Annotated in this window: 12 protein-coding genes; all 12 read left to right on the forward strand. The window is 70.5% G+C overall.

The window, feature by feature from the left end; translation table 11 throughout:
• Window positions 1-26: 26 nt before the first annotated feature.
• Window positions 27-851: a 16S rRNA (adenine(1518)-N(6)/adenine(1519)-N(6))-dimethyltransferase RsmA gene (gene rsmA / locus ABIA33_RS05120; protein WP_370077768.1), complete on the forward strand. Its 825-nt coding sequence runs from the start codon at window positions 27-29 to the stop codon at window positions 849-851.
• Between the two features lie 45 nt (window positions 852-896).
• Window positions 897-1,853: a 4-(cytidine 5'-diphospho)-2-C-methyl-D-erythritol kinase gene (locus tag ABIA33_RS05125; RefSeq protein WP_370077518.1), complete on the forward strand. Its 957-nt coding sequence runs from the start codon at window positions 897-899 to the stop codon at window positions 1,851-1,853.
• Window positions 1,854-2,110: 257 nt separating this feature from the next.
• Complete coding sequence (locus tag ABIA33_RS05130) at window positions 2,111-4,453, forward strand: hypothetical protein (protein WP_370077521.1); 2,343 nt, start codon at window positions 2,111-2,113, stop codon at window positions 4,451-4,453.
• A 137-nt stretch (window positions 4,454-4,590) separates the two neighbouring features.
• On the forward strand, window positions 4,591-5,322 hold the full coding sequence (locus tag ABIA33_RS05135) for a hypothetical protein (protein WP_370077523.1): 732 nt from the start codon (window positions 4,591-4,593) through the stop codon (window positions 5,320-5,322).
• Window positions 5,319-6,215 (forward strand): nucleic acid/nucleotide deaminase domain-containing protein, encoded by an 897-nt coding sequence (locus tag ABIA33_RS05140; protein ID WP_370077525.1) that lies wholly within the window; start codon window positions 5,319-5,321, stop codon window positions 6,213-6,215. Before ABIA33_RS05135 ends, ABIA33_RS05140 begins: the two co-directional genes overlap by 4 nt.
• 58 nt (window positions 6,216-6,273) lie before the next feature.
• Entirely contained in the window at window positions 6,274-6,840 is a 567-nt protein-coding gene (locus ABIA33_RS05145; RefSeq protein WP_370077528.1) for an SUKH-4 family immunity protein, read from the forward strand.
• A 57-nt stretch (window positions 6,841-6,897) separates the two neighbouring features.
• Entirely contained in the window at window positions 6,898-7,773 is an 876-nt protein-coding gene (locus ABIA33_RS05150; protein WP_370077530.1) for a nucleic acid/nucleotide deaminase domain-containing protein, read from the forward strand.
• A gap of 4 nt (window positions 7,774-7,777) precedes the next feature.
• A complete protein-coding gene (locus ABIA33_RS05155) occupies window positions 7,778-9,499 on the forward strand; it encodes a hypothetical protein (RefSeq protein WP_370077532.1) in 1,722 nt (573 codons plus the stop codon).
• A 96-nt stretch (window positions 9,500-9,595) separates the two neighbouring features.
• Entirely contained in the window at window positions 9,596-11,389 is a 1,794-nt protein-coding gene (locus tag ABIA33_RS05160) for an ABC-F family ATP-binding cassette domain-containing protein (protein ID WP_370077534.1), read from the forward strand.
• Between the two features lie 149 nt (window positions 11,390-11,538).
• Window positions 11,539-12,021 (forward strand): hypothetical protein, encoded by a 483-nt coding sequence (locus ABIA33_RS05165; protein WP_370077536.1) that lies wholly within the window; start codon window positions 11,539-11,541, stop codon window positions 12,019-12,021.
• 15 nt (window positions 12,022-12,036) lie between these two features.
• Entirely contained in the window at window positions 12,037-13,569 is a 1,533-nt protein-coding gene (locus ABIA33_RS05170) for a WXG100 family type VII secretion target (RefSeq protein ID WP_370077538.1), read from the forward strand.
• A gap of 83 nt (window positions 13,570-13,652) precedes the next feature.
• On the forward strand, window positions 13,653-14,897 hold the full coding sequence (gene mycP, locus ABIA33_RS05175) for a type VII secretion-associated serine protease mycosin (protein ID WP_370077540.1): 1,245 nt from the start codon (window positions 13,653-13,655) through the stop codon (window positions 14,895-14,897).
• The last annotated feature ends 332 nt before the right edge of the window (window positions 14,898-15,229 follow it).

Consider the following 15,229-nt stretch of genomic DNA (forward strand, 5'->3'; position numbering starts at 1 on the left):
ACGGCCCCCTCCTCGGCCCCGCCGACATCCGCGGCCTCGCCGCCGCCCTCGGCGTCCGTCCGACCAAGCAGCGCGGGCAGAACTTCGTCATCGACGCCAACACGGTCCGCCGCATCGTCCGTGCGGCCGGGGTCGGCCCGAAGGACGTCGTGGTGGAGGTCGGCCCCGGCCTGGGCTCGCTCACCCTGGGGCTGCTGGAGGTCGCCGACCGGGTCACCGCCGTCGAGATCGACCCGCTCCTCGCCCGGCACCTGCCGACCACCGTCGCCGCCAGGATGCCTGAGCGCGCCGACCGCTTCGCGCTGGTCGAGGACGACGCGATGGCCGTCGCCGAGCTGCCGGGACCGCCGCCGACCGCGCTGGTGGCGAACCTCCCCTACAACGTCGCCGTGCCGGTGCTGCTGCACATGCTGGAGACCTTCCCGACGATCGAGCGCACGCTGGTGATGGTGCAGTCCGAGGTTGCTGACCGGCTCGCCGCCGGGCCGGGCAACAAGGTGTACGGCGTTCCCTCGGTCAAGGCCAACTGGTACGCCGAGGTGAAGCGCGCCGGCGCGATCGGCCGGAACGTCTTCTGGCCCGCTCCCAACGTCGACTCGGGACTCGTCTCCCTGGTCCGCCGCGACCCTCCGGTGACCACGGCCTCCCGCCAGGAGGTCTTCGCGGTCGTCGATGCCGCCTTCGCACAGCGCCGCAAGACGCTCCGGGCGGCCCTCGCCGGCTGGGCGGGCTCCGCTGCCGCCGCCGAGGAGGCGCTGACCGCCGCCGGGATCGACTTCCGGCTGCGCGGGGAGACGCTGACGGTCGAGCAGTTCGCCCGCATCGCGGAAGCGAAACCTGCGGCAGAATGAGTCGCCTGTTGACCGAGTCGTCCGAGCAAGGGGAGTAGCAAGTCCGTGTCGTCGCCCGAGTCCGTCGCGTCCGTCGCGTCCGTGGATTCCGTCGTTCGCGTCCGTGTCCCGGCCAAGGTCAACGTGCAGCTGGCCGTCGGCGGCCGGCGGGCTGACGGTTTCCACGGTCTGGCCTCGGTGTTCTTCGCCGTGGGGCTGTACGACGAGGTGACGGCCGTACCGTCGGACCGGCTCCGGATCACGGTCGAGGGTGCCGACGCCGCCCACGTCCCGACCGACGACAGCAACCTCGCCGCCAAGGCCGCCCGGCTGCTGGGCGCCCGACACGGCATCGAGCCGAACGTCCACCTGCACATCGTCAAGGGCATCCCGGTCGCCGGCGGCATGGCCGGCGGCAGCGCCGACGCCGCCGCGGCGCTGGTCGCCTGCGACGCGCTGTGGGGGACCGGAAGCTCCCGCGCCGAGCTGGTCGAGCTCGCCGCCGAGCTCGGCAGCGACGTCCCGTTCAGCCTCCTCGGCGGTGTCGCCCTGGGGGAGGGACGTGGCGAGCTGCTGACGCCGGTGCCGGTGGCAGGAACGTTCCACTGGGTGTTCGCCGTCGCCGACGGCGGGCTGTCCACCCCGGCCGTGTACGGGGAGTGCGACCGGTTGCGTGAGCTGGGCGGAGGATCGGCGGACTCCGACGTCCCCGCACCCGCCGCGGACCCCGTGCTGCTGGCCGCCCTTCGGTCCGGCGACGTCACCGCCCTCGGCGCGGCGTTGAGCAACGACCTCCAGGACGCCGCGCTGTCGCTGCGCCCCGGGCTGGCCGACACGCTCCGGGCCGGAACCGACGCCGGTGCGATCGGGGCGCTGGTGTCCGGTTCGGGGCCGACCTGTGCCTTCCTGGCCAAGGACGCGGCAGCCGCGCGTACTCTCGCCGAGGCACTCGAGTCCTCGGGCTCCTGCCAGGCCGCCAGGCTCGCCGAAGGCCCAGTTCTCGGTGCCACAGCAGTGAACTGACGCCACATCAGTTGCCATTCGCCGCTCTGCCCTCCAGGTCGGCTCCAGGGGTTCCGCTCACGGCCGAGTCGTGCTTAGCTCACGCTGTGCGGGCATGTTCCGCACCTCCGTCGGCCGACGGATGAGGCGAGGAGTCCCCCGCCGCGTACCTTGAGCGCCCACGACGCATTCTGAGCGTCCCACCTCGGCGCACCTTCGATCAGCTGCACATTCCGAGCACGGACAGCAACCCGGCTTCATGCCGGAGGAGGCACCCCGTGAAGATCCAGCAGCACGAGCCGAAGCAGATCAGGCCGCAGTCCCAGCAACACGAGTCCCGGCAACACGAGTCCCAGCAGCACGAATCGCAGCAGTCCCAGCAGATCCCCGGCCAGGCGACGTCCCGAAGCGGCCTCTACCTCCGCACCGACCACGCCTACGGGTCGAGCAACGGCACCACGTCGCAGGCCGCCGGCGCAGGAGCGTACGAGGAGCTCCGCGTCGACGTCGACGGCATCGCCCCCACCATGACCGTCAGCGGCACCATCTGGCGGCTCACCACCGGCGCCCAGAACTGGATCGCCAGTGTCGACCGCCAGCCCGACGGCAGCTACAGCGGCCCCATCGGCTACCGCGAGGGCAACCCGCTGCTGCGCCCCTACACCTCGGTGAAGCTGCAGCTGACGGGCCGTTCGCCGCTCGCGCAGCCGCGCGCCGTGGTGTCGTTCCAGCGGACCGACGGCCAGGACAAGGTCCTCGGCTACAGCTTCGCCCGACCGTTCTTCCGCGAGGCGGAGATCGAGGTCGACCGCACCGGCGACTCCGCCGCGGTGATCCGGGTGCAGCCCGAGACCCACTCGCACCAGCAGGTCCGGCCGCAGCAGCAGCCGATGATGGACCTCGCCGAGGCCTTCGCCCGCCAGGGCATCCAGGTCGTCGTGCACGGCAGCGACGAGCCCGTCGACATCGACGCGGCCCAGTCCGCCTGGTCCGACGTCGAGTTGCACGACGCGGCCCAGCGGCACGCGGCGGTTCGGACGAGCGCGGGGCCCACCCGGCAGCAGCGCAGGAAGGCCGAGCAGCAGTACCCGATCGCTCAGCAGTCCATGCTGCAGCAGGAACGGCACCACCTCCACGAGGACTCCGCCCAGCAGCACATCTGGACGCTGTTCGCGAAGAGCCACCAGCACGGCCCAGGCATCTCCGGAGCCGTCCTCGACCAGGTCGGCCCCGAGCAGATCCAGACCTGCGTGCTCTTCGGCGACAGCTACCTCGCCGCCGACCACCTCGCCGCCGACGAGCAGAACGGCACGAGCGAGCAGAACGGCACGGGAGACGCGGCGGCACAGCGCGACCGGCTGCGGTTCGTCGCCGCCGTCCGCGAGATCGGCCATGCCCTGGGCCTCGCCGACTCCTGGGACAAGTCCCGCCCGATGGCGTGGGTGCCGATGGCGGACGAGCCCGAGGCGCGCAGCTTCATGAACGACCCCAGCCGGGTGGCGGGCGGCTCCAAGGCCTTCTTCGCCGACTTCCGCTACCTCTTCAGCGAGGAGGAGCTGCGCTTCCTCCGCCACATGCCGGGCAGGCCAGAGCAGCAGACCGCCATCCCGTGGTTCGAGCACCAGGCGTTCGAGCTGGTGCGCCGCGCGAGCGAGGCGACCGGCAGCGGGCTGCGGCTGAAGATCAGGTTGGCCCGTCCGGCCGACCCGCACGGTGTGATTCGCTTCGGGATGCTTGAGCCGGTGATCGGCGAGTTCTCGCTGAAGAACCGTTCGGCCGGCCCGGTCGTCGTGGACCGGCACCTGCTCGCGGGTGAGGATCTCGGCATCGTCGTCAAGCAGAAGGGCGGCGAGGCACGCCTGCTGCGGCCGGTCGTCCGGCACTCGCGGCAGGTCGAACCGTACGTCCTGCAGCCCGGCGAGTCGCTGCAGCAGCAGATCATGCTGTCGGCGGGCGCGAGCGGCTGGCAGATCACCGAGCCCGGCACGTACCGGATCTACGCGGCGCTGCGCACCTCCTCGGGTGTGGGAGCGGGCGGTCCGGCGGCGCAGGTCCTGGCCCGGCCGGCGATGCTGCAGGTGGACCGCCCGGCGTCGCGGGAGCAGGAGCGGATCGCGGACGAGGTGTGCGTCGAGCAGGTCGGACGGGTGCTGGCGCTCGGCGGCAGCCGGGTCCTGGACGAGGCGAACGAGGTGCTGCGGCGCGTCGTCGACCGGATCCCGGAGTCGGCGCTGGCGAAGCACGCGGCAGCGGCTCTGGCGTACGCGGCCTGCGTCCCGGGGAAGGTGCTCGAGGGCACCCAGGACAAGCAGCACCTCTCCGTCCCGCCGACGGACCCGCAGGCGGCCAGGCCGATGCTGGACCTCGCCTTCGGCGACCTGGACGCGGCCTTCGAGACCTTCGGCCCGGTGCGGCTCAGCCGTGACGTGCGCCGGGTCGCGGAGGCGCTCGGCGCCCAGGGTGAGCAGCGCAGGGCGAGCGAGATGACCGACAAGCTCGTGCGTTGCCTGGAGCAGCGCGAGGTCAAGCCGTCGGCGGTCGAGCAGGTCAGGGAGGCGCAGCGGCGCCTCGCGGGCACCAAGCCGGGCACCAAGCCGGGTGAGCAGCCCAAGCGCAGGTAGCAGCGAACGAGGGTGTGCAGACGGGAGGTTCGCCGTCTGCACACCCTCCGCTGTGTGCCGTGCCGCCCTTGATGGCTCACCCGTTCGCACTATGCTCTGGTGTTTGACGATTGGTCATTCCTGAGGGCGGGGGGCGCGTGGCCATCGAACTGCCAGGTGAACTGGTGTGGGTGATGAACCTGCTGGGCCTGAACTGGCCGCAGGCGAATGAGGACAAGGTGCGCGAATTCGCGGGTCACGTACGGGACTTCGGACGGAACCTCGACAGCACCCACCGGGCGGCGACGGACACCATCCAGCGGATGGGCGAGCACTACCAGGCCAACTCCTACGAGCAACTGGTCGCCAGCTGGGCCCGGATGTCCAACGACCACATGGGCGAGCTCGTGGACGCCTGCGAGGTCGCGGCGGTCGCACTGGAGGTCGCGGCGGACGTCATCGTCGGCGCGAAGCTCTCCGTCATCACCGAACTGGGGGTGATGGCCGTGGAGTTCGTCGCCGACCAGGCCGCCGCCGTGGTGACTCTCGGCGCGGCGGAGGCGGCGGAGGCCCTGCTGATCGAGGCCACCAAGAAGATCGTCAACGCGATCCTGCAGCAGCTGGAGCAGCAGATCATCGGTGACCTGATCGAGCAGGCCGTCGGCCCGCTCGAAGCGGTCGTCGAACGCGCGGTCGGCGGCCTGGTCTTCAGGGGCCTCGAAGCGGCACTCGGCGACCCCACCGTCAGCGGCGGCTCCGCGGGCGACGGCTTCCGCATCCACCCCGGCGAACTCCTCAACCACGCGGCGGCGCTGCACGGCCACGCCGAGGACATGGCCGGCCACGCCACCCGCTTCACCTCCGCGACGGAAGGTTTCTCCTTCACATGAGCGACCCCGTGGTCCATGGACTCGAACACGTCGCCGGACGCCTCACCAAGGCCGCAGGCAGGGACGCGGGCAAGGCCGTCGAGACGGTCCTCCACGACGCCGGCCACGGAGTGGAGTCGGTCTCCGAGAACGTCGCCAAGACGGAGGCGGAGCATGTCGCACACTTCGACGGCATCGCGAAGATCCGCCAGGATCTGCACCGGGACATCGGGTCCACCCCCGTCTACAAGTTGAGCGACGAGGGAGTGGTCCAGCGACTGACACCGCACGGACCGGCGGCACTCACCCAGGCGGACCGCGATCGGCTGAAACTGAAGCTGGACGGCAATGACCGGGTCCCCAGCCGGAAGGTCGAGGAGGGGCAGAAGAATCCGTACAACCTGCCTCGGGTGAAGAAGGGGACGACCCGACCGAGGGTCGAGTCGACGGAGGTCCCCTTCGGCGAGGGGGATCTTGCGAAGGCGACCCAGCTCGCTCGCCACGAGGACCAGAGCTACGGGAACTACAAGAAGATCCCCGACAGTGAGAACTACAAGTTCGAGAGCAACAACTACGCCGCCGTCCGATACGGGGAGAAGGGGGATCCGAACGGGTTCATCCTGGTCGGGCGCAGCGAATACCCGACACATTCGGAAAGGGTGCTCGGCATACCCTTCCTCCAGTCCGGATCAGAGCACGGAATAACCGCCCTCTACACCGAGCGGGCCCCCTGCAGCAGCAGTCCCAACTGCGGTGGCTGGATGCACCATTTCCTGCCGGGCCATATCAGCGTCACACACAGCACGGAATACGGACCCGGTGCTGCCTCGCAGTTGCAGGGAAACAACAACATGAAGGACTACCTCAACGGGCTGAACCCCAACCCCAGCAAGCACGCCGCCGCAGGGCTCTGAGGCCGAGATACCATGACCGACCGCTGCTCGACTCCGCGTGAAACGATGGGAAGTGTCTGTGCCTCAGCTAGTCGACCGTGCCGCGTTTGAGTCGGTTCTCCCAGTGGAGGCCCTGGTCACCCTGGGCGACGAAGCCGTTCGAGGAGTGTCGCACGCTCCTACGCGGGGCGCCCTGCGGGACATTGGTCTCCCTGATCGGCCACATGCCCGCTGGTTGGATGTTGCGGGTTGGATCTGCAAGGGGAAGCTTGTCATCGGTGTCGAACCCGACGAGGAGGATGTCGACCTTCCGTTCGCCTTCGACCGATGGGCCTGCCTGGGTTTCATCGGATCGACCGGTGTCTATGTCGACACCGGTTCGGGTGCTGTCTACTGCCAGCCCGAGGGCGAGCCGCCGCACCTCCTGAACAGCAGCATGGACACGTTCCTGTACTTCCTTTACCTGCTGGAGGTCGAGCGACCCAACTACGACCACCAGGTCGCGGGCGGCGACATCGAGACCGGCGGAGCCGAGGACCGTCTGCAGGTGTTGATGGAGGCGGCCGACCCGGTGGCGTTTGAGAACCCCGAGTCCTTCTGGTTCGAGGCACTGCGCGGTGTCTCCGGCGGGCTTTCGGGATACTAGAAGACCGAAGTGACCACCTGCGGGCCGGAACCGTGAGGTGGCGGGGAGGAGAAGCACGTGACGAACTCCGGCGAGGCTCTGGTTGACCGCTTCGGGGAGGCCGGGCTGCGGAGGTTCGGTGAGGCGGCAGCGGCGGCCGACCCGGCTGCGCCCGAGGCGGCTGTGCTCGCGCGGATCGCCGATCTCGCGCTGCCCCTTCAGGTCGGACCGTACTTCCACACCCTGCTGGACGAGCCCGCGTCGCTGCGCGAGTACGCCGTGGAGGCCGACGAGTCGGTGAGCGACGCCGAGTACCTGGCCTGGGCCAGGCTGGGCTCCGACCGGGCTTACGACCTCGTGGTCAGCCCCGACGGGCAGGTCCTGGCCATGCTCCTCGGTTACGACGAGCCCCTGCGGTACGTCAGCTCCAGCCCGGAGGAGTTGGCCCAGGCCCTCCTCGGCCTCGACGTCCTCCTGGACACCATCGGGGCAGCCGACGACCCGGAGACGGCGGAGGCCGCGTTCTTCGCGTTCGAGCGGCAGCTCCAGGAGTCCGACCCGGCGGCCTTCGCCGACCGGGAGAGCTGGTGGCCGCTGGTCCTGGACGACATCAGGGACACCTCCAGCGTCGAGAACTACGCGGCGTTCGAGATCACCGACGCCGCAGGCGAGAAGAAGATCTTCACCAGCGCGGGGGCGATCTGCCTGCACCCCGAGGAACGACTCTGGGCCGCGCTGGAGGGCGCCGGGATACCACCCGAGCAGGTGACGGGCATCCACACCGACCTGGAGGCCTGCTACCTGCCGGGCCACTACTGCTCGATGTGGCTGGCCACGGCCTTCCCCGAGGCCAAGCTCACCCACAGCTTCTCCTACGGCGAGACCGCCGCCTCCCGCGGCGAGGGCATCGAGCAGCTCCGCGCGGCCATGGCCCAGCGCGACCAGGAGGCCTGACCCGGTGCAGGCACCCGACATCGCGGCCTGGCCCCCGCTGGCGGGACCCGCCGCGCGACTGGCCCCCACCCTGCTCGACTGGGCCTCCCGCGAGGACGCGGGCTGCCCCCGCGTCTGCCTGGTCAGCGGCGGACGGGGGACGGGCAAGAGCCATCTGCTGGCCTGGCTGCTCGCCGGATCCGACACGCACCCGGCCACCACCGTCCACGCGACCGTCCCAGCGCGGGGGCAGACCGCGCAGACCCTCGCCTGGGAGCTCGGACGGCAGCTCGGCTACGGACCGCTCGATGTCGCCGAGCTCCTGGGACGCGTCTCGGCGGACCCCCGCGCGATCCGGATGCTGGTCCCCGACCTGCACCTGGCCGGGCGCGGGCCCGCCGACCTCCCGACAGCCACCCCGCAGGCCGTCGTGGACGAACTGCTCCGGCCGCTGCTCGCGATGCCCGGCGTCCGGGCCGCGGTGGAGGTCGAGCACGGCGAGCTGCTCCCGGTCCCCGGCGCGCTCGTCCTCGCGCTCCCTCCCGGGGATGCCGTGCCGACCCCGCCGCTTCGCCCTCTCCCGCCGCTGCCGGACGACTGGCGCACAGCACCCGCGCCGATCCGCGAGACCGCCCTCGACCAGGCGCTGCAGGAGGGCACCGCCCCGCGACTCCTCGCCGACCCGGGCTTCCTGGTGCACGGTTCGGCTGTAGCCATCACTGCCACCCTCGCGGACCGGCGCGTCACCGCCCCCGGACGGTTGCGCTCGGTCTGGGCGCAGGCAGGGCCCGCCCTCGCCTCCGGCGACCTCTCCGACCCCCAGCGCGCCGCCGTACTGCACGCCGCAGCGCTGGGCCGCGACCCGCGTCTCGCGGAGTTCCTGCGTCCCCTCGCCGAGACCCACGCCTGGACGGCGGTCTGGTCCCGCCCTCGACTGCGTACCACCGCGGTCACCATCACCGCCGAGGCCGTCACCGCCGAGACCGCCGATTCCTTCGTCGCGGTCGACCGCGCAGGTCGCCTCCAACGGCACGATCTCGCCGACGGGGCGCTTCGCGCCCGGATCACCACCGACCCCCGGCATCGCGCCTCCCGCCTGGCCGGCGTCGACGACGACCACGTACTCGCCGTCGACGCCACCGGCCGCCTCTACCCCATGTCGACCCGGCCCGAGGCCGTCACCGCGACCCCGGCGTGGCTCGAGCGCCTGGCTCGGCACCACAACGCCGCCGTCCTCGCCACCCCCGCCGGACGGGCCACCGCCGTCGCCGCGGACGGCGACTCCGTGGTCGTCGCCGACGCCCAGGGCGGCTTCCACTACTGGCCCGCCGTCGACGCGTCCACAGGGCCCGTCTCCGAGCGGCCGCACCGGACCGCCGTCACCGCCGTGGCCTGCCTCGCCGTGCCGGAAGTCCCCGGCCTCACCCTGGTGCTCACCGGCGGCCTCGACGGCACCGTTCGCCTCTGGGACTCCGCCTCGGGCCGGTCCATGCCCGAGCCCGTCGACCGACGCAACGCCCTGCCCACCGCCCTCGCCGCAGCTCGCACCGGCCACGGCCCCGTCCTCGCCGTCGCCTGGTCCGACCGGCTGCTGCACATCTGGCGGCTGTTTGAAGGACGGGTCGCGGCGGTGCCGCTGCTGCAGGACGTCGACACCCTCGCTCTGGCCCCCTCCGGCCTCCTCGTCTGCGGCGGCCCGGAGGGCTCGTCCGCGCTGCGGCTGGACCTCGACGCCTTCTGGGCCTGAGGCGGTACCCCGCGCCGACTAGGCTGGGGAGGACCTACGTTCGTCCCCCCGCGCGTTCCCCAGCCCGTCACCCAGCCCCGCAGGAGTGCAGCACCCGTGGCAGTCAACCTCGTAACCGTCGAAGCCGTAACGAAGGTCTACGGCACGCGCGCCGTCCTCGACGGCGTGTCCGTCGGCGTCAGCGAGGGCGACCGGATCGGCGTCGTCGGCCGCAACGGCGACGGCAAGACCACCCTCACCCGGATCATGGCCAAGCTGGAGGACGCCGACACCGGCCGGGTCACCCACGTCGGCGGGCTCCGCGTCGGCGCGCTGACGCAGAGCGACTCCCTCGACCCGAAGGCCACCATCAGGCACGAGGTCATCCGCGACATGGACGACCACGAGTGGGCCGGCAACGCCAAGATCCGCGACGTGCTCACCGGTCTGTTCGGCGGCCTCGACCTGCCCGGCTTCGAGCAGGGCCTGGACACCGTCATCGGCCCGCTGTCCGGCGGCGAGCGCCGCCGGATCGCGCTCGCGCAGCTGCTCATCGCCGAGCCCGACCTGCTGGTCCTGGACGAGCCCACCAACCACCTCGACGTCGAGGGCATCGCCTGGCTCGCCGGGCACCTGCGGGTGCGCCGCTCCGCGCTCGTCGTGGTCACCCACGACCGCTGGTTCCTGGACCAGGTCTGCACTCGGATGTGGGACGTCCAGGCCGGCGCGGTGCACGAGTACGAGGGCGGCTACTCCGACTACGTCTTCGCCCGCGCCGAGCGCGAGCGGATCGCGTCGACGGAGGAGACCAAGCGGCAGAACCTGGTCCGCAAGGAGCTCGCCTGGCTGCGCCGCGGAGCGCCGGCCCGTACCTCCAAGCCGCGGTTCCGGGTCGAGGCCGCGAACGAGCTGATCGCGGACGTGCCCGAGCCGCGTGACCGCGCCGAGTTGATGAAGTTCGCCAACTCGCGCCTCGGCAAGACCGTGTTCGAGCTCAAGGACGTCACTGTCCAGGCCGGACCCAAGGTCCTGCTCAAGCACCTCACCTGGAACCTCGGCCCCGGTGACCGGATCGGTCTGGTCGGCGTCAACGGCGCGGGCAAGACCTCGCTGATGCGCGCCATGCAGGCGGCCTGGGACAGCGACGGCGACACCCAGCCCGCCTCGGGCCGGGTGATCGTCGGCAAGACGGTGAAGCTGGCGTACCTGTCGCAGGAGGTCACGGAACTGCCGCCGACGCTGCGGGTGCTCGAGTCGGTCGAGCAGATCAAGGGCCGGGTGGACCTCGGCAAGGGCCGCGAGATGTCCGCCAGCCAGCTGTGCGAGACCTTCGGCTTCAGCAAGGAGAAGCAGTGGACCCCGGTCGGCGACCTGTCCGGTGGTGAGCGGCGCCGGCTGCAGCTGCTGCGCCTGCTGATGGACGAGCCCAACATCCTGTTCATGGACGAGCCCACCAACGACCTCGACATCGAGACGCTCAGTCAGCTGGAGGACCTTCTCGACGGCTGGCCCGGGTCGCTGGTGGTCGTCAGCCACGACCGCTACTTCATCGAGCGCACCACCGACCAGGTCTTCGCTCTGCTCGGCGACCAGGCCCTGCGGATGCTGCCCAAGGGCATCGACGAGTACCTGGAGCGCCGTCACGCCATCGAGGAGAAGGCAGCCGCCTCGGCGCCCGCGGCCTCGTTCCCCAAGAAGTCCGGCGACACCCGGGCGGCGAAGAAGGAGCTCCAGCGGATCGAGCGTCAGATCCAGAAGATGGACAAGGAGGAGGCCAAGCTGCACGCCCAGATGGCCGAGCACGCCGCCGACTTCGGCAAGATCGCCGATCTTGACGGGAAGCTGCGCGCCCTGAAGGAAGAGCGCGACGAGCTCGAACTGGAGTGGCTGGAGCTCGCCGAGGACGTGTGAGGCGCGCCGTGGTGATGCGTTGCCTGCATCGCTTCGGCATCGGTATGTGTGCCAAGGGCCGGGTGGGGAGCCGGACTGTCGGTGCGTTGCGGTAGTTTTGGCCTGCAGTAGGCGTGTTGGGTACATGGAAACTGGGGCACGGGGGCGCCATGGTGACGGACAACGCACAAATGCAGGTGGAGCTGGAGACGCTGAAGTCGTTCCGCGACCGGGTCGATGGGCTGCTCGCGTCCCTGGACGCGGGCCCGGCCGCACCGAGGCAGATCGCCGGGCAGACGCTGGAGCCCGCGTACCTGGGGTCGGGCTTCGGCGAGATCAGCGACCTCGTGGGCACGTACACGCAGGTTCACGCCCAGCTGCAGGGTCTCTCGCAGACCCTGAGCGACCAGATCAACGCGATGAGCATCACCATCCAGGTGTCCCAGGTCGGATACCAGAACGTCGAGGCGGACCAGGTCGACGCACTGTGGGCGATCCAGGGCCGGACGCAGCAGTCCGTGCGCCCTCCGACGCAGGACGGGCTGACGGTGCAGCAGCAACTGGACGCGGCGAAGAAGTCCGGTACCACGCAGCAGACCACTGCGCAGAACGGGACGAGCCCAACGAATCAGCCGCCGGGCCGCGCGTCGTAACGGGGGGAACTGACCATGCTGGTACGAGACAGCTCCGGTGACGGCTGGAGCGCGACGACCAACTTCGAGACGCTGACGCACGAGCAGCTGCACGCCATGGTGGCCGACGCCAACCCGGCGGGAGTCATGGCCGTCGGCACCGCACTGTCGGACGCGAGCACCCACATCCAATCGATCGCGGACGACCTCGCCCACCACATCACCAATCTGGCCTGGGAAAGCGACGCCGGAACCACCTTCAAGGGTTGGGCACAGCAGGTCATCTCGGCGACGGACACACTGTCGATCTACGCGAGCAACACGGGCGTGGCGATCAGCATGGCGGGCGAGACGCTGAGCAGTGTCAAACCCGGGATGCCGCCCGTGCCCGTGGCGGACATGGCCACAGTCTCGACCTTCAAACAGCAGCATGTACTGGACTCGCACATGGTGGTGGGCCTCGACGGCAAGATCCTGCAGCCGGGCGTGATGGTCACCCCGACGACGCTGCCGAGCCCGGGCGGCATCACCCAGGCTCAGGCCTACCAGGCGCAGACCCGCATCGACGCGGCCCACCAGGAGGCCATCGGCCAGATGGAGAAACTGGGCGGGTCGTACGTCGGGGCGAACGCGACGCTGGGCGTGAGCACCATCCCGAACTTCCCGCCGACGCCAGGGACGTTGATGCCCCCGCAGGGGAGCGGGTACAGCACTTCGGGTAATACGACGGGGGTCGGCGGAGGCTCCTCGACGAATGGAGGCGTGAGCGGCGGCTATACGACGGTGCGGACGTCTACGGGGACAAGGAGATCCTCGGGTGGCTCCGACTCGCACTCGGGCACGGGAGGCACCACCTTTGCACCCGTGAACTCGCCGACGCACGGGACCGCCGGCGGCGCCCCCGCCGGGGGCGGAACGACCACCCTTCAGGGCACCAGCGCACCGACGGCACCGGCGGCCCCTACGGGCTCGACCGGAACCGGCGGTACGGGGCCGAGCCGTGGTGGCACGGGTGGTGGCGGGTTGCTCGCACCACCGCCCGCCGGAGGAGGAGCAGGAGTCACCGGTACGGCTGAGCCGGGACCTCGCCAGGGCAAGGGCGGAACGCTCGGTACAGGCTCGGAGCCGACTGCTCGGGGAGCCAAGTCGGGAATCCACGGTGGAGAGCCCGATGTCCCCACCGCCGGCCGCAGCAGCCGTCTGGGCGCCCAGGCCATAGGTGCGAGCGGTGGTGGAGCGGGCGGCTCCGGCTTCTCCCGTGGCGGCGGCATCGGTGGCTCAGCCACGGGTCGTGCTGGTTCGGGCAGGGTCAGTGGCGAGACCGGAGCAGCCGAGAACTCGGGTTCCAGCTCCGCTCGTTCAGGCCTCGGCGTTGGGGCTGCCGCTGGCGAACGACCAGGTGCCTCGTCCGGTGAGGGCAGCGGCATGATGCCCATGGGCGGCGGTGGCACGGGCGGGGCAAGTGGCCGTGGTCGGGGGCGCGGCGGTCGCCGAGCGGCTTATCTGATGGAGGATGAGGAGACCTGGGCACCGGATGACTCCGGAGTCAACCCTTCCGTGATCGAGTAGGTTCGCCGACATAACCGATGGTCAGGCACAAGGGCGAGGAGAGCGTAATGGCACGGTCCGGTAGGCGAGGACTGCCGCGCGCCATGGCAGTTCTCTGCGCGGCAGCGGCGCTGCTACCCGGCAATGCGGCCAAGGCGACAGCGGACTCCGGTGTGAGCTCGATTCGGGCGACGGAGTGGTGGCTTGACTCCATGCATGCTCCCGACCAGGTGTGGAAGGTGTCCACGGGAAGCGGTATCACCGTCGCAGTGATCGACAGCGGCGTGAACGCGAACCATCCGGATCTGGTGGGAAAGGTTCTGCCGGGCCAGAACTTCTCCAAGCTCTCTGGCGGCGCGACCACAGATGCGGACGGCCATGGGACGGGCATGGCCAGCTTCATCGTCGGGCAGGGGAGGGGTTGGAACGGCCAGGGCATGTACGGACTGGCTCCCGGAGCCACGGTCCTTCCCTATCGCGTAGTGAAACAGGGCGCCAATGAGGCCGTGGCTTCTGCCGACTTCTCAGTTCAACTTTCTGCCGCACTCCGTGCCGCTGCTGACAGTGACGCCAAGATCATCAGCATCTCTCAGGGACAGCCTGAGGATGACCCCAACGTCCGCAATGCTGTCGCCTATGCGTTCTCCAAGGGAAAGCTGATCGTTGCCGCGGTCGGGAATGACGGGAAGAACGGCAATCCGGTCAACTATCCGGCGGGCATTCCCGGAGTCCTTGGCGTCGCTGCCACGGACAGCAGGGGGCAGGTAACAGCGGAATCCGAGTCCGGTCCGCAGGTCGCCCTCACTGCGGACGGTGACAACATGCACAACGCGTGCGTGGGCCCCTCCGGCTACTGCTGGTCCCACGGCACCAGCGACTCTGCTGCCCTCGTCTCCGCCTCCGCCGCGCTGCTCTGGTCCGTCCATCCGAGCTGGACCGCGAACCAGGTGATCCGAGTCCTCATCAACACCGCCAACGCGGGCGGCAAGCCGGGCGTGCACGACGATCACTTCGGCTACGGCGTCATCCGCCCCCGCATCGCCCTTGCCACCCCCGGGGATCCCGGTGCAGCCGACGTCAACCCGCTGATCCCGGTCGCCGCGACCACCGCCCCACCCGCCACCAGCACCCCAGCTGCGACGGCCGGCCAGGCGGCGCCCCAGGCTGCGAAGCAGTCGACCGGGAGCAGTAGTAGCAGCTCCGTCCTCTGGATCGCCATCGGCGCAGCCGTGGTCGTCCTCGCTGGAGCGGTCGTCGCCTTCATCCTGATCCGTCGCCGCAACCGCCCGGGCCCGCCGCCCACGCCGCCCACGCGTCCCAACCCGTACGCGCACCTCCCCAACCCCTGACTGCAGTACTCCGTGCGCTTCTATCCCCCTGGTAGCAGACGGTGACCACATGTCACCAGGGGGCTGAGTTGTGGAGATGGCAGACAACGCGGCGCTGCCAGTTGAGTCTGTCGTGGTCGCGGCTGGCCGCACACCATAGCGGCGACGGTCCCAGCGCAGGCCCAGCGGTTGCGGGCGTCCACTGGTCTTCTCGGTCAGACGGTCGATCACACAAGCAAGCGCGATGACACGGTCCGGGCATGCGGGGGCTGACGCGAGCCATGCCTGCGCTGTGTGCGGCGGCGGCCCTGCTTCTCGGCAGCGCCGCCTCAGCGGCGGCGGACGCCGGGGTC

Source organism: Streptacidiphilus sp. MAP12-16, assembly GCF_041262165.1.
GTDB lineage: Bacteria > Actinomycetota > Actinomycetes > Streptomycetales > Streptomycetaceae > Streptacidiphilus.

What these genes read in the sequence shown, in the direction of transcription:
- ABIA33_RS05140 (WP_370077525.1), top strand. Translation starts at nt 5,319, where the DNA reads ATGAGCGACCCCGTGGTCCATGGACTCGAACACGTCGCCGGACGCCTC.
- ABIA33_RS05165 (WP_370077536.1), top strand. Translation starts at nt 11,539, where the DNA reads ATGGTGACGGACAACGCACAAATGCAGGTGGAGCTGGAGACGCTGAAG.
- ABIA33_RS05170 (WP_370077538.1), top strand. Translation starts at nt 12,037, where the DNA reads ATGCTGGTACGAGACAGCTCCGGTGACGGCTGGAGCGCGACGACCAAC.
- mycP (WP_370077540.1), top strand. Translation starts at nt 13,653, where the DNA reads ATGGCAGTTCTCTGCGCGGCAGCGGCGCTGCTACCCGGCAATGCGGCC.